19 protein-coding genes and 1 riboswitch are annotated in these 19,723 nt (G+C 61.3%); of the genes, 8 read left to right on the forward strand and 11 right to left on the reverse strand.

The genetic code is table 11. The features are described 5' to 3' along the window. The first annotated feature begins 94 nt into the window (after nucleotides 1-94). The 3 genes from AC1DYF_RS10385 to AC1DYF_RS10395 all read left to right on the forward strand — a co-directional run bounded on the left by AC1DYF_RS10385 (nucleotide 95) and on the right by AC1DYF_RS10395 (nucleotide 3,637). A complete protein-coding gene (locus tag AC1DYF_RS10385; protein ID WP_477876645.1) occupies nucleotides 95-2,368 on the forward strand; it encodes a heavy metal translocating P-type ATPase in 2,274 nt (757 codons plus the stop codon). 261 nt (nucleotides 2,369-2,629) lie between these two features. Continuing rightward, a complete protein-coding gene (cueR, locus tag AC1DYF_RS10390; protein ID WP_477876646.1) occupies nucleotides 2,630-3,088 on the forward strand; it encodes a Cu(I)-responsive transcriptional regulator in 459 nt (152 codons plus the stop codon). A gap of 114 nt (nucleotides 3,089-3,202) precedes the next feature. Further along, nucleotides 3,203-3,637, forward strand: a complete 435-nt coding sequence (locus tag AC1DYF_RS10395; RefSeq protein ID WP_477876647.1) for a hypothetical protein — start codon at nucleotides 3,203-3,205, stop codon at nucleotides 3,635-3,637. Nucleotides 3,638-3,661: 24 nt separating this feature from the next. Here the strand turns inward: AC1DYF_RS10395 and AC1DYF_RS10400 are convergent, their stop codons facing one another. Both AC1DYF_RS10400 and AC1DYF_RS10405 read right to left on the reverse strand, forming a co-directional pair. Further along, the gene (locus AC1DYF_RS10400; RefSeq protein WP_477876648.1) at nucleotides 3,662-4,228 is read right to left on the reverse strand and encodes a copper chaperone PCu(A)C; all 567 of its coding nucleotides are present in this window, start codon (nucleotides 4,226-4,228) and stop codon (nucleotides 3,662-3,664) included. 28 nt (nucleotides 4,229-4,256) lie between these two features. Next, entirely contained in the window at nucleotides 4,257-4,829 is a 573-nt protein-coding gene (locus tag AC1DYF_RS10405; protein WP_477876649.1) for a hypothetical protein, read from the reverse strand. 2 nt (nucleotides 4,830-4,831) lie between these two features. Then, nucleotides 4,832-4,920: riboswitch (glycine riboswitch) on the forward strand. Between the two features lie 156 nt (nucleotides 4,921-5,076). On the opposite strand from AC1DYF_RS10405, the gene gcvT reads away from it, so the two are divergent. The 4 genes from gcvT (at nucleotide 5,077) to AC1DYF_RS10425 (ending at nucleotide 11,530) form a co-directional block, all read left to right on the forward strand. Continuing rightward, entirely contained in the window at nucleotides 5,077-6,213 is a 1,137-nt protein-coding gene (gene gcvT / locus AC1DYF_RS10410) for a glycine cleavage system aminomethyltransferase GcvT (protein ID WP_477876650.1), read from the forward strand. Nucleotides 6,214-6,289: 76 nt separating this feature from the next. Beyond that, entirely contained in the window at nucleotides 6,290-6,655 is a 366-nt protein-coding gene (gene gcvH / locus AC1DYF_RS10415) for a glycine cleavage system protein GcvH (protein ID WP_477876651.1), read from the forward strand. Continuing rightward, nucleotides 6,652-9,516 (forward strand): aminomethyl-transferring glycine dehydrogenase, encoded by a 2,865-nt coding sequence (gcvP, locus tag AC1DYF_RS10420; RefSeq protein WP_477876652.1) that lies wholly within the window; start codon nucleotides 6,652-6,654, stop codon nucleotides 9,514-9,516. The genes gcvH and gcvP overlap by 4 nt, the downstream gene beginning before the upstream one ends. Nucleotides 9,517-9,646: 130 nt before the next feature. Then, nucleotides 9,647-11,530, forward strand: a complete 1,884-nt coding sequence (locus AC1DYF_RS10425; RefSeq protein ID WP_477876653.1) for an ABCB family ABC transporter ATP-binding protein/permease — start codon at nucleotides 9,647-9,649, stop codon at nucleotides 11,528-11,530. 149 nt (nucleotides 11,531-11,679) lie between these two features. On the opposite strand, the gene AC1DYF_RS10430 is transcribed toward AC1DYF_RS10425, so the two are convergent. After that, nucleotides 11,680-12,474 carry a class I SAM-dependent methyltransferase gene (locus tag AC1DYF_RS10430; RefSeq protein WP_477876654.1) on the reverse strand — a complete coding sequence of 265 codons (795 nt, stop codon included), beginning with the start codon at nucleotides 12,472-12,474 and terminating at the stop codon, nucleotides 11,680-11,682. 378 nt (nucleotides 12,475-12,852) lie between these two features. Between AC1DYF_RS10430 and AC1DYF_RS10435 the strand changes: the two genes are divergently transcribed. Further along, complete coding sequence (locus AC1DYF_RS10435; RefSeq protein WP_477876655.1) at nucleotides 12,853-13,179, forward strand: flagellar basal body rod protein FlgC; 327 nt, start codon at nucleotides 12,853-12,855, stop codon at nucleotides 13,177-13,179. Nucleotides 13,180-13,195: 16 nt separating this feature from the next. Here AC1DYF_RS10435 and sufA read toward each other — a convergent pair whose 3' ends face one another. The 8 genes from sufA to sufB form a co-directional block, all read right to left on the reverse strand. Further along, nucleotides 13,196-13,588: a Fe-S cluster assembly scaffold SufA gene (gene sufA / locus AC1DYF_RS10440; protein WP_477876656.1), complete on the reverse strand. Its 393-nt coding sequence runs from the start codon at nucleotides 13,586-13,588 to the stop codon at nucleotides 13,196-13,198. A gap of 92 nt (nucleotides 13,589-13,680) precedes the next feature. Continuing rightward, the gene (locus AC1DYF_RS10445) at nucleotides 13,681-14,058 is read right to left on the reverse strand and encodes an SUF system Fe-S cluster assembly protein (protein ID WP_477876657.1); all 378 of its coding nucleotides are present in this window, start codon (nucleotides 14,056-14,058) and stop codon (nucleotides 13,681-13,683) included. Between the two features lie 12 nt (nucleotides 14,059-14,070). Next, nucleotides 14,071-15,303, reverse strand: coding sequence for a cysteine desulfurase (locus AC1DYF_RS10450; RefSeq protein ID WP_477876658.1), 1,233 nt, complete (start codon nucleotides 15,301-15,303; stop codon nucleotides 14,071-14,073). Nucleotides 15,304-15,409: 106 nt separating this feature from the next. Next, nucleotides 15,410-16,684 carry a Fe-S cluster assembly protein SufD gene (sufD, locus tag AC1DYF_RS10455; protein ID WP_477876659.1) on the reverse strand — a complete coding sequence of 425 codons (1,275 nt, stop codon included), beginning with the start codon at nucleotides 16,682-16,684 and terminating at the stop codon, nucleotides 15,410-15,412. Next, the gene (sufC, locus tag AC1DYF_RS10460; protein ID WP_477876660.1) at nucleotides 16,685-17,440 is read right to left on the reverse strand and encodes a Fe-S cluster assembly ATPase SufC; all 756 of its coding nucleotides are present in this window, start codon (nucleotides 17,438-17,440) and stop codon (nucleotides 16,685-16,687) included. It lies immediately after the preceding gene. Nucleotides 17,441-17,499: 59 nt separating this feature from the next. Next, the gene (locus tag AC1DYF_RS10465; RefSeq protein WP_477876661.1) at nucleotides 17,500-17,859 is read right to left on the reverse strand and encodes an RNA-binding protein; all 360 of its coding nucleotides are present in this window, start codon (nucleotides 17,857-17,859) and stop codon (nucleotides 17,500-17,502) included. Between the two features lie 10 nt (nucleotides 17,860-17,869). Beyond that, entirely contained in the window at nucleotides 17,870-18,154 is a 285-nt protein-coding gene (locus AC1DYF_RS10470; protein WP_477876662.1) for a hypothetical protein, read from the reverse strand. A 5-nt stretch (nucleotides 18,155-18,159) separates the two neighbouring features. Continuing rightward, nucleotides 18,160-19,629 (reverse strand): Fe-S cluster assembly protein SufB, encoded by a 1,470-nt coding sequence (gene sufB / locus AC1DYF_RS10475; protein ID WP_477876663.1) that lies wholly within the window; start codon nucleotides 19,627-19,629, stop codon nucleotides 18,160-18,162. Between the last annotated feature and the right edge of the window lie 94 nt (nucleotides 19,630-19,723).

The following is a 19,723-nucleotide window of genomic DNA, read 5'->3' on the forward strand; positions in this document are numbered from 1 at the left end:
TCAACCAACCCGCCGACTTTTTTCTTTCATCCTCTTGACCTTCCCATCGTTGGAAGCCCCATCTTCTTCGGCAGTCAGAATAAGGAGAAGAATCGTGGTTTCACTGACTGATACTGCAACGAGGCATGGCGGCGAGGAGAGTGTCACGCTCGCCATCGAGGGCATGACCTGCGCCTCCTGCGTCCGGCATGTCGAGAAGGCGCTGAAAAACGTACCCGGCGTGATCACCGCCAATGTCAATCTCGCCACAGAGCGCGCCGAGGTGACCCGCGTCGTCGGCCAGGCCGATGAAAGGACGCTGGAATCGGCCGTCGAGGATGCGGGGTATGCCGCCCGCCCTTTTGATTTTGTCGCGCCGCCGGAGGATCAATCCGCGCGTCGCGACGCAGAAAGCCGCAACCTGGGCTGCGCGCTGATCCTCGCCGCGGTTTTCACCGCTCCGGTCTTCGTGCTGGAAATGGGGGCGCATTTCATTCCCGCGGTGGATGACTTCATCATGCTGCATATCGGCATGGGCGTGAGCCGCATCTTGCAGTTCGTTCTGGCAACCGCAGTGCTTCTCGGCCCCGGCCTGCGCTTCTACCGCGCTGGCATTCCGGCACTGCTGCACGGTGCGCCGAACATGAATTCGCTGGTCGCGGTCGGCACGCTCGCCGCCTGGTTCTATTCCGTCGTCGCGACTTTTGCCCCCGGCGTGCTGCCGCCCGGCACCGCCAATGTCTATTACGAAGCGGCAGCGGTGATCGTGACGCTGGTGCTTGCAGGCCGCAGCATGGAAGCGCGCGCCAAGGGCCGCACCTCGGATGCCATCCGGCATCTCATCGGCCTGCAGCCGAAGACGGCAATCGTCATCCACAACGGACAATCGGCGGAGATCCCGCTCTCGGAGATCCGCATCGGCGATCGCATACAGGTCCGGCCCGGCGAGAAGATCGCGGTCGATGGCGTGGTGGAGGATGGTCACTCTTTCGTCGACGAGTCGATGATTTCGGGCGAGCCGATGCCAGTCGAGAAAACCGCAGGAGGCTCGGTGATCGGCGGCACGGTCAACCGCACCGGCAGCTTCATCTTCCGCGCCGAAAAGATCGGCGCGGATACTGTGCTCGCGCAGATCATCCGCATGGTCGAGCAGGCGCAGGGCGCCAAGCTGCCGATCCAGTCACTGGTCGACACGATCACGGCCTGGTTCGTGCCGGCGGTGATGGGTGTTGCGGCTCTGACGGTGCTGGTCTGGCTGATATTCGGCCCGGATCCGGCGCTGACATTCGCGCTGATCAACGGCGTCGCGGTGCTGATCATCGCCTGCCCCTGCGCCATGGGGCTCGCCACGCCGACCTCGATCATGGTCGGCTCCGGCCGCGCCGCCGAACTCGGCATCCTGTTCCGCAAGGGCGATGCGCTGCAGGCACTTGGCGAGGCGACTGTGATTGCCTTCGACAAGACCGGTACGCTTACAGAAGGTAAGCCAGCTCTAACAGACTTTGCCGTCGCAAAGGGTTTTGACCGCGCCGAGTTACTGGCCCAGGCCGCCGCGATCGAGGCAAACTCGGAACATCCGGTGGCCCAGGCAATCGTCGCCGCGGCGAGGTCGGAGGGCCTGACCTTGCCGACAGTTCGGAATTTCGAAGCCCTGCCAGGCTTCGGTGTCAAGGCGAAGGTCGGCGACCGCATAGTCGAGATCGGCGCCGACCGGATGTTTGTCGGCAAGGACATTTCAGGCTTTGCCAGCGATGCGGCGCGATTGGCATCGCTGGGACGGACGCCGCTCTATCTCGTGGTCGACGGCGCGCCCGCGGCCATGATCACGGTCGCCGATCCGGTCAAGCCAAACACGCCCGCCGCCATCCGCGCGCTCAAACAGCGCGGCCTCACCGTCGCGATGATATCAGGCGACAATCGCCGCACGGCGGAAGCCATCGCCCGTGAGATCGGCATCGACACGGTCGTGGCCGAGGTGCTGCCGGACGGTAAGGTGGCGGCGCTGGAAAAGCTGCGCGCCGGCGGCAAGACCATCGCCTTTGTCGGCGACGGCATCAACGACGCACCGGCGCTCGCCGCCGCTGATATCGGCATCGCCATCGGCACCGGCACGGATATCGCCATCGAAAGCGCCGACGTGGTGCTGATGGGTGGCGATCCGGCGGCTGTGGCGCGGGCAATCGGGCTTTCGAGCGCGACGATGCGCAATATCAAACAGAACCTGTTCTGGGCCTTCGTCTACAATGCCGTGCTGATCCCGGTCGCCGCCGGAGCGCTCTATCCGGCCTATGGCGCGCTGCTGTCGCCGGTCTTTGCCGCCGGCGCCATGGCACTCTCCAGTGTGTTCGTGGTCGGCAATGCGCTGAGGCTGCGGCGCTGGGTCGAATAATATGATCGAGCTTGGCTTTCCCCACGTCCAGGGGATGGCCAGGCTCAGGAACATCTTCGATGGCCTCCGCCGCTGTGGCCGCTGTGCCCTCCGATACCAAAGCCCAAACCGCCCATGAGACCGAATGCTACGATCAGGTTACCCATTCGCGCTCCCTGAAAATGCGCCCAAAGTAACCTATATCAGCGCAAACGGCAATTTGCGCTGCGTCTTCTCGCCACGCGATCGACGGACGCTGAAAACAATCTGAAGAGGTACCTGATGAATATCGGTGAAGTCGCAAAGCAGTCCGGCGTTTCGGCCAAGATGATCCGCTACTATGAGAGCATCGGCCTGATCGCCGCTGCTGACCGCAGCGAGGCAGGCTACCGCAATTACGGCATGAACGACGTCCACACGCTGCGCTTCATCCGCCGCGCCCGCGATCTCGGATTCACCGTCGAGCAGATGGGCGATCTGCTCGCGCTCTGGAAGGATCGCTCCCGGGCCAGCGCCGAGGTCAAGAAGATCGCGCTCGGCCATATCGCCATCCTCGAGCGCAAAGTCGCCGAACTCAAGGCGATGACCGAAACGTTGCGTCATCTTGCCAATCACTGCAACGGCGATGGCCGACCGGAATGCCCGATCCTCGAAGACCTTGCACAGGCCAATCCGCCGGATATGCATCAGACAGATATCGGCAAATTCGGCCGCACGGGAATCGCAAACCAGACGCGCTGACGGGCGCGAAAGCCCCGCAGAAATTGCAGAATCGTTAAAAATGGAACAAAGCCTGAAACCGAACTTCTAGGGTTGCGCGTTACAGTCCGTTACAATGCACAACGGAAATTCGCCATGACCCAGATCGTCACCGTATCCGCGGTCACCGCGGCCTATGCCACAGAGGGGCTCAAGCCGAGCGCCCGCGTGAACGGTTCGACGCAGACGTCGGAGGCGGTCAACGCCCAGATCCAGGAAGTGCGCCGCGCCGACAATCTGCAACAGGTGCAAATGCGCGAAGTGGTTGGGGCCGCCTCCATCACCGCCTTCTTCGTCGGCGCCGGCGAGCGCGGCCGCCAACTTGTACAGACCACGCTACGCGAGGCTCAGGAAGCCTATTTCTTCGGCAAGGAGGACGTCGAGGAAGCGGATGCCGGCAATGTCGATCAGAACCCCGAGCAGCAAGCGCGGGATCACGACACAGGCGAGGATCAGCCACAAGAAGAGGGCGCTCCCGAAATGCTGGCCCTGCCCTCACCTGAACAGTTGCTGCAATCGATCGACGAGTAAAGCGCCCCTATACTCCCGGTCGGATCACATCTTCATGTTGCCCATGCCCGGCCGCATGTCCTTGACCGGGATATCAATCTCGACCTTGCCGGCTTTCTCGAAATCAAGCACGGCATGCACCATGTCGCCTGCCTTGAACGGCGCTTTCACGCCCATGATCATCATATGCAGGCCACCAGGCTTCATCTCCACCGTCTGACCAGCGGGAAGCGGCAAACCATCGGTGAGCTTGCGCATGGTCATGACGTCGTTGTTCATCGCCATTTCATGCATTTCGACGGTTCTCACGTCAGCAGAGAGCGACACGGAAACCAGCCGGTCGTCCTGGCTGCCGTGATTGACGATGGTGAGGAAACCGCCGCCGACCGGTTGGCCGGGCGTCATCGCCTTGACCGCCGCGGCGGTGATTTCAAGGTCGCCGATTTTGACCGGCATGAACATGCCGGCCATGTCGCCCTGCATTTGGGCAGCGAAGAACAGCACGGGGTGTCCGGGCTGAATATGCGGAACGGCGCGTACCGCCGGATAGGCAAAGGCCATGGCCGGAAGAGTGGAAAGCAGGAAGGAAGCGAGAATTCTGGTCCGCAGCATGGATCGGTTCTTTCAATGAAACTGCATGTCAGCCGCTGCCGTTTGCCGGCTGCGGCGCTCGAATGGACGAGGCATCAAGCAAAGGTGGTCCGCGACAAAGCCCGTGCCCAAGAGCACGGCGTTTCAATCCAATCAGGGAAGCCCGCGGGCAAAGGTTTTTTTCTGCCTCTGTGAAGAAACCGGCAAAAATCGAAGGCGATGGCACGAAAGCATGTCCGGCCGCGGCAAAACACAGGTCGCAATGACGCATGTCATGCGGCACCCCGCCTGTGTTGTCGCCCGTCTTGCAAAGCGAGGGATAGCTGCCATCCGGTAAGCGGTATCGGGCAGCCAAACTGCCGTCGTCGGGCATCGCCAGCCCGTGTCCTGTGAAGCCGAGCATGATCAGGGCGAGCGCGCAGACGATGCGCGCAGAAACGGCCCTGATCCACCGATCTCCCATGCCCGAACTCCTTTTTTCATCAGTTCCATAGACAGTTCTTGCCGCCGTGGCTAGCCACGCCCCGCAGCCGGCACGGCCATCGCCATGAAGCAGAACGACAGAAACTTGCGCGATCGCGTCATTTCCCTCTTGCCAGCCGCGGGCTGTCACGGCTATCAATTCTCTACCTGCTGGGAGAATCTGCGACAGCCGCAGTGCCGAAGGAGCAACCGCCCCGGAAACTCTCAGGCCAAAGGACCAGCGGGCATATACGAACTCTGGAGAACGGCGCCGGCCAGCCGGATAGCCTGCCGAAGGGATAGCAATCTCAGGCAAAGGGACAGAGGGGGCTTGAGGATTGCGGGTTGCCCGACGGCACGCCCGTTCTTGAGCTGGTGCTCTGAGCGCCGAACCCGGGAGACCGTTCGTGGATGACACACCGCTTCTGAAAACACCCCTCCACATGCTGCATCTGTCGCTTGGCGCCCGCATGGTGCCGTTTGCCGGATATGACATGCCTGTGCAATATCCCACCGGCATCCTCAAAGAGCACCTGGCGACCCGCAAGCTCTGCGGCCTGTTCGACGTCTCGCATATGGGCCAGGTGATGATCCGGCCGAAGTCGGGACGGATGGAGGATGCCGCACTGGCGCTCGAGCGGCTGATCCCGGTCGATATCCTCGGCCTCAAGCCCGGCCGGCAGCGCTACGGCGTCTTCACCAATGGCCGCGGCGGCATTCTCGACGATCTGATGGTGTCCAACCGCGGCGATCATTTCTACATGGTGGTCAACGCGTCCTGTAAGCATGCCGATCTCGCCCATATGCAAGAACATCTCTCGGACGCCTGCGACATCGACATGCTCGCCGACCGGGCGCTGATCGCACTGCAAGGCCCGCATGCAGAGCATGTGCTGGCGGAGTTCTGTCCGGAAATCACCTCGATGAAGTTCATGGACGTCGAGGAGGACGACCTGCATGACATCGACTGCATCATTTCCCGCTCCGGCTATTCCGGCGAGGACGGTTTTGAGATCTCGATCCCCGCCGACAAGGCCGAACTCGTTGCGCATCGCCTGCTCGACCATCCCGATTGCGAGCCGGTGGGCCTTGGCGCGCGCGACAGCCTTCGACTGGAAGCCGGCCTCTGCCTCTATGGCAACGACATTGACACCACCACCAGCCCCGTCGAGGCCGCCCTCGAATGGGCGATCCAGAAGGCCCGCCGCAAGGGCGGCGCTCGCGCCGGAGGCTTCCCAGGCGCCGACCGCATCCTCGACGAGTTGGAAAATGGCACCGCCCGCAGGCGTGTCGGCCTGAAGCCCGAGGGCAAGGCGCCGGTCAGGGCGCATGCCGGGCTTTATGCGACGGATTCGCTGGAGTCACCGATCGGGGAAGTCACCTCCGGCAGTTTCGGTCCGAGCGTCGATGGGCCGGTGGCGATGGGCTATGTACCGATCGACCTCGCCGGCGCTGGAACGCGCGTCTATGCGGAGGTGCGCGGCAAGTTTCTGCCAGTCACTGTGACGGAGCTACCCTTCCTTAGCCCAAGCTACAAGCGCTAGCCAATGAACGCCTGCATTTCCACGATCACCCCCTCTCACCTATTTGAACGACCCAACCTTCCCCAAGGAGCGATACATGCCGAAATTCACTGAAGATCATGAATGGCTGGAAATCGAAGGCGACATGGCGACGGTCGGCATTACCGCCCACGCCGCCGACCAGTTGGGCGATCTCGTTTTCGTCGAGTTGCCGCAGATCGACGCCAAGTTCGACAAGGGTGCCACGGCAGCCACCGTCGAGAGCGTCAAGGCTGCCTCCGATGTCTTCTGCCCATTGAGCGGCGTGATCRTCGACACCAATGACGCCATCGTCGCCGATCCATCGCTGGTCAATTCCGATCCCCAGGGCAATGGCTGGTTCTTCCGTATCCGGCTCGCCAATCCCTCCGAGGCCGATGGCCTGATGGATGAGGATGCCTACAAGCGGATGATTGAATCATGACCCTGCCCAAAGACTTCGCCTTCACCGACTACGATCCCTACAATTTCGCCGATCGCCGCCATATCGGCCCCTCGCCCGACGAGATGGCGGCGATGCTGCAGGTGATCGGCTACAAAAACTTGGACGCGCTGATCGACGACACCGTGCCGGCTGCGATCCGGCTGAAAACCCCGCTCCAATGGGACAAGCCGCTCACCGAGCGCGAAGCGCTCGACAAGATGCGCGAGACGGCCAACAAGAACAAAAAGCTCGTCTCGCTGATTGGCCAGGGCTATCACGGCACGATCACCCCGCCGGTGATCCAGCGCACCATCCTAGAAAATCCGGCCTGGTACACGGCCTATACGCCCTACCAGCCGGAGATCAGCCAGGGCCGGCTGGAAGCGCTGCTCAACTACCAGACCATGGTCAGCGACCTGACCGGCCTCGACATCGCCAACGCCTCGCTGCTGGATGAGTCAACCGCCGCCGCCGAAGCCATGGCCATGGCTGCGCGCGTGGCGAAAACCAAATCCACCACTTTCTTCGCTGACGAGAATTGCCATCCGCAGAATATCGCACTGCTGCGCACCCGCGCCGAACCGCTCGGCCTGACGGTCGTGGTCGGCAATCCCTTCCGCGATCTCGACGCCAACAATGTCTTCGGCGCCATTTTCCAGTATCCCGGCACTTACGGCCATGTGCATGATTTCACCGATATCATCGGCAAGCTGCATGCCGCCGGCGCCATCGGCGTCGTCATCGCCGATCCGCTTGCCCTCTGCTTGCTGAAATCGCCCGGCGACATGGGCGCCGACATCGCTGTTGGCTCGACCCAGCGTTTCGGCGTGCCGGTCGGCTATGGGGGCCCGCATGCGGCCTATATGGCCGTCCGCGACGAGTGGAAGCGCTCCATGCCCGGACGCTTGGTCGGGGTTTCGGTGGATGCGCGCGGCAACCGCGCCTATCGGCTGGCGCTGCAAACCCGCGAACAGCACATCCGCCGCGAAAAGGCGACGTCCAATATCTGCACCGCCCAGGTCCTGCTCGCCGTCATGGCCTCGATGTATGCTGTCTTTCACGGCCCAAAGGGCTTGAAAGCGATCGCACAGAGCGTCCACCAGAAGACGGTGCGGCTCGCCAAGGGCCTGGAAAAGCTCGGCTACACCGTCCAGCCGGACAGGTTCTTCGACACGATCACCGTCGAAGTGGGCAAGCTGCAGGGCGTCATCCTCAAGGCGGCAGAAGCCGAAGAGGTCAATCTGCGCAAGATCGGCCACGATCGCATCGGTATTTCGCTCGACGAACGCTCGCGGCCGGTGACGCTCGAAGCTGTCTGGCGCGCCTTCGGCGGCGATTTCCACGCCTACGAGTTCGAGGCGGATTATCGGCTGCCGGAGGACATGCTCCGCACCAGCGAATACCTGACGCATCCGATCTTCCACATGAACCGCGCCGAAAGCGAGATGACCCGCTATATCCGCCGGCTCTCCGACCGTGATCTGGCCCTAGACCGTTCGATGATCCCGCTCGGCTCCTGCACGATGAAGCTCAATGCCACGGCGGAAATGCTGCCGATCACCTGGCCGGAATTTTCGGAAATCCATCCTTACGTGCCGCCGCACCAGGCCGAGGGCTATCGCGTTCTTCTCGATGACCTGACGAAGAAGCTCTGCGACATCACCGGCTATGACGCCTTTTCGATGCAGCCCAATTCCGGCGCGCAGGGCGAATATGCCGGACTGCTGACCATCCGCAGCTATCACATCGCCCGTGGCGAAGGCCATCGCGACGTCTGCCTGATCCCGACCTCGGCACATGGCACCAACCCTGCCTCGGCGCATATGGTCGGCATGCAGGTCGTCCCCGTCAAAGTCTCGGAGAACGGCGATATCGATCTCGACGATTTCCGCACGCTGGCGGAAAAGCATGCCGCCAATCTCGCCGCGATCATGATCACCTATCCCTCGACCCATGGCGTGTTCGAGGAGACGGTGCGCGAGATCTGCGAGATGACACATGCCTATGGCGGCCAGGTCTATCTCGACGGCGCCAACATGAATGCCATGGTCGGCCTCGCCCGCCCCGGCGATATCGGCTCAGACGTCAGCCATCTCAACCTGCACAAGACGTTCTGCATTCCGCATGGCGGCGGCGGGCCTGGCATGGGACCGATCGGCGTCAAGGCGCATCTCGCGCCCTACCTGCCAGGCCATCCCGAAACCGACGGCAAGCCGGGCGCTGTCTCCGCGGCCGCCTTCGGCTCGGCCTCCATCCTGCCGATCTCCTGGAGCTATATCCTGATGATGGGCGGCGAAGGCCTGACCCAGGCGACCAAGGTGGCGATCCTCAACGCCAACTATATCGCCGCGCGGCTCAAGGGCGCCTATGATGTGCTCTACAAATCCGCCTCCGGCCGTGTCGCGCATGAATGCATCATCGACACGCGGCCGCTGCAGGCAAGCTCGGGCGTCACGGTCGAGGATATCGCCAAGCGGCTGATCGACTGCGGCTTTCACGCCCCCACCATGAGTTGGCCCGTCGCCGGCACCTTGATGATCGAACCGACAGAAAGCGAAACCAAGGCCGAACTCGACCGCTTCTGCGACGCCATGCTGGCAATCCGCGAGGAGGCCCGCTCCATCGAGGACGGCCGCATGGACCGGGCGAACAACCCGCTCAAGAATGCACCGCACACGGTGCAGGATCTCGTCGGCGAATGGAACCGACCCTATAGCCGCGAACAGGCCTGCTTCCCGCCCGGCGCCTTCAAGGTCGACAAATACTGGCCACCGGTCAACCGCGTCGACAATGTCTATGGCGACCGCAACCTCGTCTGCGCTTGCCCGCCGGTGGAGGATTATGCGCTAGCGGCGGAGTGAGAGGCGAAACATCGCCGCAAAGTGGATCGCGGGAGGTCGGCAGTTGCAGACTGCCGACCTCATCGCTATCTGCGACGCCTATGCGGCAAGTCGGATAGCGACATTGTCGTTTCGGCAGATGGTGAGTTGAATGGCATCCGGCAAAAAGACCGTCTCAACGGAATCGGGAGGCACTCTCCAGACACTGGCCAATCTCTGGATCTATATGTGGCCGGAAGGGCGACCGGATCTCAGGATGCGGGTGATCCTCGCCCTGATCCTGCTGCTGGTCGCCAAGGTCTTCCTGCTGTCGGTTTCCTATTTCTTCAAATGGTCGACCAACGCGTTGAGCGGCGACGCCGGCAGAACCGGCGATCTCGCCTCGTTCGCCATCGGCGTGCTGTCACTGGTGGCCGCCTATAATCTCGCGCGGATCATCCAGGCCGGCTTCAACCAGCTGACGGGCTCGCTGTTTGCCCGCGTCGGCCAGCATGCCGTGCGCACGCTGGCGCTCGAAACCTTCGAGCATCTGCACCGGCTGTCGCTGCGCTTTCACATCGAACGCCGCACGGGCGGGCTTTCGCGGGTGATCGAGCGCGGCACGAAGGGCATCGAGACGATCGTCCGCGTCATCATCCTCAACACAATGCCGACGATCATCGAATTCACGCTGACGGCGGTGATCCTCACCTGGACCTATGGCCCGAGCTATTTCGCCGTCACAGCGCTGATGGTCGCGAGCTATCTCTGGTTCACCGTCAAGGCCAGCAATTGGCGGATCGACATCCACCGCAACATGAACACTGCCGATGCCGACGCCAATTCCAAGGCGATCGACTCGCTGTTGAATTTCGAGACGGTCAAGTATTTCGGCAATGAGGACATGGAGGCGCGACGCTTCGACCAGTCCATGGCCGGCTATGAGAGAGCCGCTCTCAAAGTCACGACATCGCAGGGCCTGCTGAACTTCGGCCAGATCGTCATTTTCAGCATCGGCATGCTGGCGATGATGAGCATGTCAGCGCTGGCGATCCGCACGGGAAATCAGACGGTCGGCGACTTCGTCTTCATCAATGTGCTGCTGATGCAGCTTTCGGCACCACTGCAGGTCATCGGCTTCGTCTATAACGAGGTGCGCAACGGCATCGCCAATATCGAGCAGATGTTCGACCTGCTCGACATGGATGCCGAGGTCACAGACAGGCCGGGCGCCAAGGATCTGATCGTTGCCGCCGGCGCGATTTCCTTCAAGGGCGTCTATTTTGCCTATGATCCGAACCGGCCGATCCTGAAGGGCGTATCCTTCGATGTGCCCGCGGGTCACACCGTCGCCGTCGTCGGCCCCTCCGGCGCCGGCAAGTCGACGATCTCCAGGCTGCTCTACCGCTTCTATGACGTCCAACAGGGCGCGATCACAATAGATGGCCAGGATGTCCGCGAGGTCACCCAGAAGAGCCTGCGGAGCGCCATCGGCATGGTGCCGCAGGACACCGTACTGTTCAACGACACGATTGCCTACAATATCGGTTACGGCCGCCCCTCCGCCACTCAAGGCGAGATCGAACATGCCGCCGAAGTCGCCCAGGTCGATCGCTTCATCAAATCGCTGCCGGAAGGCTACGAAGCCACGGTCGGCGAGCGCGGCCTGAAGCTCTCGGGTGGGGAGAAGCAGCGCGTCGCCATTGCCCGCACCATTTTGAAATCGCCTCCGATCCTGATCCTCGATGAAGCTACATCGGCACTCGACACGCGCACGGAGCATGAGATCCAGTCAGCTCTTGATGAAGTCTCGAGAGATCGCACAACGCTGGTAATCGCCCATCGTCTCTCGACTGTTGTGAAAGCAGACGAGATCATCGTGCTGAAGGATGGTGTCATCGCTGAGCGTGGCAAGCATGCCGAACTGCTGGTCCAGGACGGCCTCTATGCCTCCATGTGGAACCGCCAGCTCGAGGCGACAGAGGCTGAGGAGCACCTGAAGAAGGTGCGCGAAGAAAGTGATCTCGGCGCAGCCAAGAACGGCATGGCACGATAAATCCACCAACCACCGTAGAATTGACGGCCAAGACGAGGTGGAGCCGTGACGGCGAGATCAGGCGGCCATCAAAAGAATGGAAGCGCCGGGCCAAAGGCACCGGCGCTCCAAAACCGAGTATCACAAGGGGGTACGAGGGCTACTCGGCCTTAGGCGGGCTTTTCCGCAAATACGTGAACGTACTGCGTTGATCCCGAGGCCTGCCCGCCGACCTCGGCACCGTGTTCGTCAAAAATCATCGGCCGAGCTGTAAAGCCGGCATTCAGCAGCTGGTTGTGGATCTGTGCGATCGTCGTCGCATAGACCATGATGCCGAAATAATGCGCATGGTGCAGCAGGATGGCGTGCTCGCCGTCACGCACCTCGTGGCGCCGCCGCTGCCTGGCTCTCAACATGCCGACGAGGTATCGGTAATACCGCAACCCAAGCTTCAATGGATTGGAGCTTGGCGGCATGACGCTGGCGCGGGACGGCGCCTGCTTGAAGCCATCCCAGTCGCGATGAAAGGTCGAGAACACAAAGGCTCCGCCCGGCGCCAGCACGCGGTTGACCTCCCTGAGGATTGCCAGCCGCCCCTGCGGATCGACGGAGTCGATGCCGTTGTAACTGAAGACGACGAGGTCGAAGCTATTGTCATCGAGCGCGCGCATGTCGCGCGCATCCATGAGCTGGAAATTCAGGTGGGTATGGTTGGCGCGCGCGACTTCGACCATTTCCGGCGTATAGTCGATGCCGAGATAGGAACCGGCCCGGCCGGAGAGCAGCGCCGCAGTCCGCCCACCGCCTACGCCGATGTCGAGGAAGCGCCCGCCGCCAAAGTGGTTCAACGCCATGCCGAAGATGCGCCTTTCGCCGGCGTCGATATGGCCGTGGATATGCCGATAGCCGCGCAGCGACAGGGGAGCGCTCCAGGTCTCGCGATTGATCTCTTCCATCGCATGCATTGCCGCATCTCCTGTCGAAGGAGGTTAGTTCGTTGATTGCACAGTACTCCGTTGCGATCCCCGCGCAAAATCCAGCCGCTTATGGGGCTGCGACAAGGTTAATTGCCGTGTTTCGGCCCGATTTCTGCTTTGCCGCGACACAGGCTGTGCTTTTCCGGAACGCGGGACATGTATCATCCACGGCCGCGCCTCTTGGAGGCTCTGTTGACCGTCTGAGGAGGCGCGGGCTTGCCGCATCGGCATAGAGCTGCGGCATTTTGTGCTCAATCCCGTTATGGCACGGTTTTTGGAAAGCCTTAGCGACGCGTGAACCCTGCTGGTTCAGGCTTTTCTAAAACAATGAGCCTACACAGGATGTACTCAGCCAAGGACGAAGAGATGAGCATCTCGACGATCATGAACACCGCCGCTTCCGGCCTGCTGGCGCAGGATACGCTCCTCGGCGCCGTCGCAAACAACATCGCCAACCTGCAAACGCCCGGCTACGGCCGCCAGGTGACGAATTTTTCCAGCCTTTCGCCAACCGGCGTCCAGGCGACGGTCACGCAGGACACGCCAGCGACCGTCCCCGGTGCATCCGATGTGGATCCGACCACGGAAATCACCGATATGATAGAGTCGGAAGCAAGCTTCGACGTCAATGCCGCAGCCTTCGAGACTGGCGCCGATCTTTGGCAGGTTCTGGCAAGCATCAAGCGCGACTAAGGACGCCGCCCAGGCGTCAACCGGCACGGACCACAGCATCACCGCGCGCGGCCAAGGCAGCGAGGTCGGCTGGCTTGAGCTCGACGGATTCACCGCAGCCGCAGGCCGAGGTCTGGTTCGGATTGGTAAACGTAAAGCCGGAACGCAGCGTGGTGGTCTCAAAACCCATCTCGGTGCCGAGCAGGTAAAGCACCGCCGCGGGCTCCACCCAGACTTTCGCGCCGTCGCGCTCGATCACGTCGTCCTTGGCATTCGGCTCGGTCACCAGGTTGATGGTATATTCCATCCCGGCACAGCCGCCCTTCTTGATGCCGACGCGAATGCCCCGGGCATCGCCCGTCGAATTTCCGACGATCTCGCGAACGCGCACCGCAGCCGCCTCCGTCATGGTCATCACTGCAAAGCCCATAGGCCCATTCTCCTTCAACGACCGGGTTCAAGGCCCGATGTTTCACGATTCCAATGTAGTCGAGCCGGGTTAACGGTTCAATAGAGCTGAATTCAATACCATCCGAGCGCAACTTGCGCCTCTTCGCTCATCCGGTCGGCCGACCAGGGCGGATCGAAAGTCATGGATACGTCGACGCCGGAAACACCTTCCACCGCGCCGACCGCATTCTCCACCCAGCCCGGCATTTCGCCGGCCACGGGGCAGCCCGGCGCGGTCAGCGTCATGACGATCTTGACCATGCGGTCATCTTCGATGTCGACGCGATAGATCAGGCCGAGCTCATAGATATCAGCCGGAATTTCCGGATCGTAAACCGTCTTCAGCGCGGCGATGATGTCGTCGGTCAGCCGGTCGAGTTCCTCCGGCGCAATGGTGGATTTGATCAGCCCGTCGCGGACATCGATCTTCTCGGCTTCAGTCGTGGTCATGGCGCGGCACTTTCATGCGAAGAATTTGCGGGCATGCTCGAGAGCGTCGACCAGAACATCGACCTCGGCCCTTGTGTTGTAAAGCCCAAACGACGCCCTGCATGTGGAGGTGACGCCGAAGCGTTGCAAGAGCGGCTGCGCACAATGCGTGCCGGCCCTGACCGCCACGCCGTCACGGTCGATCACCATCGACACGTCATGGGCGTGGATGCCTTCGAGTTCGAAAGAGAAGATGCCACCCTTCCCCGGCGCATTGCCGAAGATTTTCAGCGAATTCACCGACCGGAGACGTTCCGCCGCATAGGCCGCCAGCCCGGCTTCATGTTCGGCAATCGCCGCGCGGCCGATCTTCTCCATGTAATCCAGCGCATAGCCCAACCCGATCGCCTGCACGATCGGCGGCGTGCCGGCCTCGAAACGATGCGGCGGATCATTGTAGGTGATCGCGTCGAGCGTGACTTCGCCGATCATCTCGCCACCGCCCTGGAACGGCCGCATGGAAGCGAGCCGCTCGGGTTTGCCATAGAGGACGCCGATGCCGGAGGGACCGTAGAGCTTGTGGCCGGTCATCACATACCAGTCGCAATCGATGTCGCGAACGTCGACCGGCATATGCACCGCACCCTGCGAGCCATCGATCAGCACCGGAATGCCGCGTTCGTGGGCGATGCGGCAGACCTCCTTGACATTGACCACCGTGCCCAATGCATTCGACATATGGGTGATGGCGACCAGTTTGGTCTTGTCGGTCAGGCATTTCTCGAAATCGTCGAGATGAAAAGCGCCCTCATCATCGACCGGCGCCCAGACAAGCTTGGCACCCTGCCGCTCGCGGATGAAATGCCAGGGCACGATATTGGAATGATGCTCCATGATCGACACGACGATCTCGTCGCCATCACCGATATTCGGCATGCCCCAGCCATAGGCGACCGTGTTGATCGCCTCGGTCGAATTCTTGGTGAAGACGATGTCGTCGACAGACCGTGCGTTCAGGAAGCGCCGCACTTTTTCACGCGCCGCCTCATAGGCGTCGGTCGCGGCATTGGAAAGGAAATGCAGGCCGCGATGCACATTGGCATATTCTGAGGAATAGGCATGCGCGACCGCGTCGATCACCACCTGCGGCTTCTGCGCCGAGGCGCCATTGTCGAGATAGACGAGCGGCTTGCCATAGACGGTCTTCGACAGGATGGGAAAATCCTTGCGAATCGCCTCGACATCATAGGTACCATTGGCGGACATTTTGAACCATCTTTCCGATCGCTGAGGCGGTCCCAGCAGCTGGTCGAATACGAGTATTCCTCTCCCGCATCGAACGGGAAAGGATTATGCGAGGGGCGATCCCCCTTCAATCCGCGTGCTTCTCCAACCAACCCTGGATGACACCTTCCAGTGCCTCGATCAGCGCCTCGTCTTCAAGCTCTTCGACGGTTTCCTGCACGAAGGCCTGTACCAGCAGCCCTCGCGCCTTTTTCTCCGGAATGCCGCGCGAAGCGAGATAGAAGAGATGATTGTGATCGATATCTGCAACCGTGGCGCCATGGCCGCAGACCACGTCGTCGGCAAAAATCTCCAGTTCCGGCTTGGTCGAAAATTCGGCCTCGTCGGAGAGCAGCAGCGTGTTGCACGACATCTTCGCATCGGTCTTTTGCGCGCCGGGGGCGACACGGATCTGGCCCTGGAAAATACCCTTGGCACGATCGAAGACGACATTGCGCATGATCTCGGTCGACGTCGTGTTCTCGACGTTATGGCCGAGGACCAAAGTCACGTCGGTATGGCTGTCGCCGCCGAGCAGATTGATACCGCGCAGCGTCAGGTCCGAGCCTTCGCCGTCGACATCGATAAGGATTTCCTGCCGCACCAGCTTGCCGCCGGCATTGATGACGTAAAGCTTGAGCTTGGCGTCCTTGCCGAACTTCACGCGGATCTGTCCGAGATGGGTATCGGCCGGGCCTTGCTGCTGCACGATGATCCAGACGACATCAGCACCTTGCGACAGCGTGATATCACTGACCGAAGACACAAGCGCCCGATCGCCGCTCCCGGCCACATGACGCTCGATAACGGTCGCCTTGGCGCCCGCACCAAAGCTGACAGGCAGGCGGGTATTGACGAAACCGCCACCCTGCACGATCTGCAGTTCGACCGGCTTGTCGCTGTCGAAGCCATCGGGGAAATAGACGGAATAGCCGTCGCGAACGAAGCTGCCGTTCAGCCGGCCGATCAAGTCGTCCGCATCGCGGACCGCCAAGCCCTTCAGTGCCGAACCGTCGAGCAAGCTGTCGCTGTAGCGCTTCACGGTCACGCCGGCGGCCTGCACGCCCTTCTCGGCGACACCATTGACAACCGGCAGCACCGGCGCGCCCTCAACCAGTGCTGCAATCGGCGAAACGGAAACCGGCGCCTCAGCCGGCACGCCCGTCATCATCGCGCGCAGATCAGTATAATGCCAGCTTTCGCGGCGACGGGTCGGCAGGCCGGCGGACTTGATGGCGCCGATCAGCGTCGAGCGCTGCGTCGTGACGGCAGTATCACCCGGCAGCGAGCCGATCGCGCCGCCGAAGGCATCCAGCAACGCGCTTTCCGCCGCCGTCAGCTTGATGGGAGTCTGAATGGTCATTTACGCCGCCTCGCCGATGATATCGGCATAGCCATTGGCCTCGAGCTCATGCGCGAGTTCCTTGGGACCGCTCTTGATGATCTGGCCCTTGTAAAGCACATGCACCGAATCCGGCACGATATGATCGAGCAGGCGCTGGTAGTGGGTGATCACGACGATGGCGCGGTCGGGCGAACGAAGCGCATTGACGCCGTCGGAGACGATCTTCAGCGCGTCGATATCGAGACCGGAATCGGTCTCGTCGAGCACGCAAAGTTTCGGCTGCAGCAGCGCCATCTGCAGGATCTCCGCGCGCTTCTTCTCGCCGCCGGAGAAACCGACATTGAGCGGCCGGCGCAGCATATCCTGGTTGATCTGCAGATCGCTGGCGGCAGCCTTGACCAGCCGCATGAAGTCCGGCGTCGTCAATTCCGCCTCGCCGCGTGCCTTGCGCTGCTCGTTCATGGCGACCTTGAGGAACTGCATGGTGGCCACGCCCGGGATTTCAACCGGATACTGGAAAGCGAGGAAGATACCCTTGGCGGCACGCTCGGCCGGGTCGAGCTCCAGAATGCTCTCGCCATTAAACAGGATGTCGCCCTCGGTGACCTCATAATCCTCACGGCCGGAGAGAATATAGGAGAGCGTCGATTTTCCCGAGCCGTTCGGCCCCATGATCGCCGCGACTTCGCCGGCCTTCACGGCGAGATTGAGGCCGCGGATGATCTCGGTGCCGTCCTCGGCGATCCGGGCATGCAGATTTCTGATTTCCAGCATTTTGTTCTTCCTGTCATATGACGAGTTTCAAGGACCCGCCTATTTGATATCCTGCGCTCTCAGCCCTCCGGCACGAAGCGCTGCGTCACCACGATCTCGCCGACGATATGCCGGTTGAACTCTTCCAATTCCTCGGCCGGGACCCACAATTCCTCATGTTCCCGACCACCGACGATCCTTCGATCGAATTTCGACACATAGGCCGCATCAACATCGAATTTCGTCACAAAGCCTTGGCGCGAGCTGACTTTGGTATTCCAATCCCTGGCGATCTGCGCCGCGTAGCCTTCATTCGTCACCGGATAGAAGATCGGCTGGTCCGGCAGCCGCGGCGGAAATGCCTTCCAGCCGCTCGCCTCGATCAACTTCAATTCTTCGGCGCCGACTGGCCGAAACGGCGTGGTCACACCGGTCATCATCCCCACCCCTTCAGTCCTCGGCCAACCTTCGCTTCCACTCTTCCAACGTCGTCGTGTAGTCCGTATGCTGCTTGCCGACGCTGTTTAAGCGCCATTGCGTTGCGCCAATCCCGGTGACGCTGGCTGCCACCCCAACCGTCCAGTGAACGAAACCGGCGAGCAGCAATCCGACAATCGCAACCGCCAGAGTGCTCACCGCGAGCTTGGCAATCATGATGTCGCCCTGCCTGCGAATCGCCCAGAACCGTCCTCGCCACACGAGAAACCATATGTGCGGCGGCAACGGATCGGTCATCGCAACTAGCCGACGCTGCCTTCCAGCGAAATGCCGATAAGCTTCTGCGCTTCCACCGCAAATTCCATCGGGAGCTGCTGGATGACATCGCGGACGAAGCCGTTGACGATCAGCGCCAGCGCTGCCTCCTCGGGAATGCCGCGCTGCATGCAGTAGAAGAGATGGTCTTCGGAAACCTTGGACGTCGTCGCTTCATGCTCTAACTGTGCCGAGGCATTCTTCGCTTCGATATAGGGAACCGTATGCGCGCCGCATTTGTCGCCGATCAGCAATGAATCGCACTGGGTGAAATTACGCGCATTCTCCGCCCGGCGATGCACCGACACCTGGCCGCGATAGGTATTGTTCGACCGACCGGCCGAAATGCCCTTGGAGATGATGCGGCTCGACGTGTTCTTGCCGAGATGCAGCATCTTGGTGCCGCTGTCGACCTGCTGATAGCCATTCGACACAGCGATCGAATAGAACTCGCCGCGAGAACCATCGCCACGCAGGATGCATGACGGATATTTCCAGGTGATCGCCGAACCGGTTTCGACCTGGGTCCAGGAGATCTTGGAATTCTTGCCGCGGCAATCGCCACGCTTGGTGACGAAATTGTAGATGCCACCCTTGCCGTTCTTGTCGCCCGGATACCAGTTCTGTACCGTCGAATATTTGATCTCGGCATCATCGAGCGCGATCAGCTCGACCACCGCCGCATGCAGCTGGTTCTCGTCACGCTGCGGCGCCGTGCAGCCTTCGAGATAGGACACATAGGCGCCCTCCTCGGCGATGATCAGCGTCCGCTCGAACTGCCCGGTATTCTTCTCGTTGATGCGGAAATAGGTGGAGAGTTCCATCGGGCAGCGCACGCCCTTCGGCACGTAGACGAACGAGCCGTCGGTAAACACGGCCGTATTCAGTGTCGCATAGAAATTGTCGGTGACCGGCACGACCGAACCGAGATATTTACGCACCAGATCCGGATGCTCGCGCAAGGCTTCCGAGATCGACATGAAGATCACACCGGCCTTCTTCAGCTCATCCTTGAACGTCGTGACCACCGAGACGGAGTCGAACACCGCATCGACGGCGATCCTGGAAGACGTGACCCCCGCCAGGATTTCCTGTTCCTTCAGCGGAATGCCGAGCTTCTCATAGGTCTTGAGCAGTTCCGGATCGACCTCGTCGAGCGACTTCGGACCCGATGCGCTCTTGGGCGCCGAATAGTAGCTGATCGCGTTGAAATCGATCTTCGGATAGTCGACGCGCGCCCAGCTCGGCTCTTCCATGGTCAGCCAGCGGCGATAGGCGTCGAGTCGCCATTCGAGCATCCAATCGGGCTCGTTCTTCTTGGCGGAAATCAGCCGGATGACGTCCTCGTTGAGGCCGGGCGCCAGCTTGTCGGATTCGATCTCTGTCTCGAACCCGTATTTGTATTGGTCCACGTCAATCGCGCGAACCTGGTCTATGGTCTCCTGGACCGCAGCCATGTCGATCTCCAATCTCGCCGGGTCAAGGCCGGCGGCTTGTTGTCTGACAGCTTCGTTGCTTGCAGTCGTGCAATGCGTTTGCTGCCTATATAGT

The sequence above is a fragment of the Rhizobium sp. P2_G9 genome, from assembly GCF_056403475.1.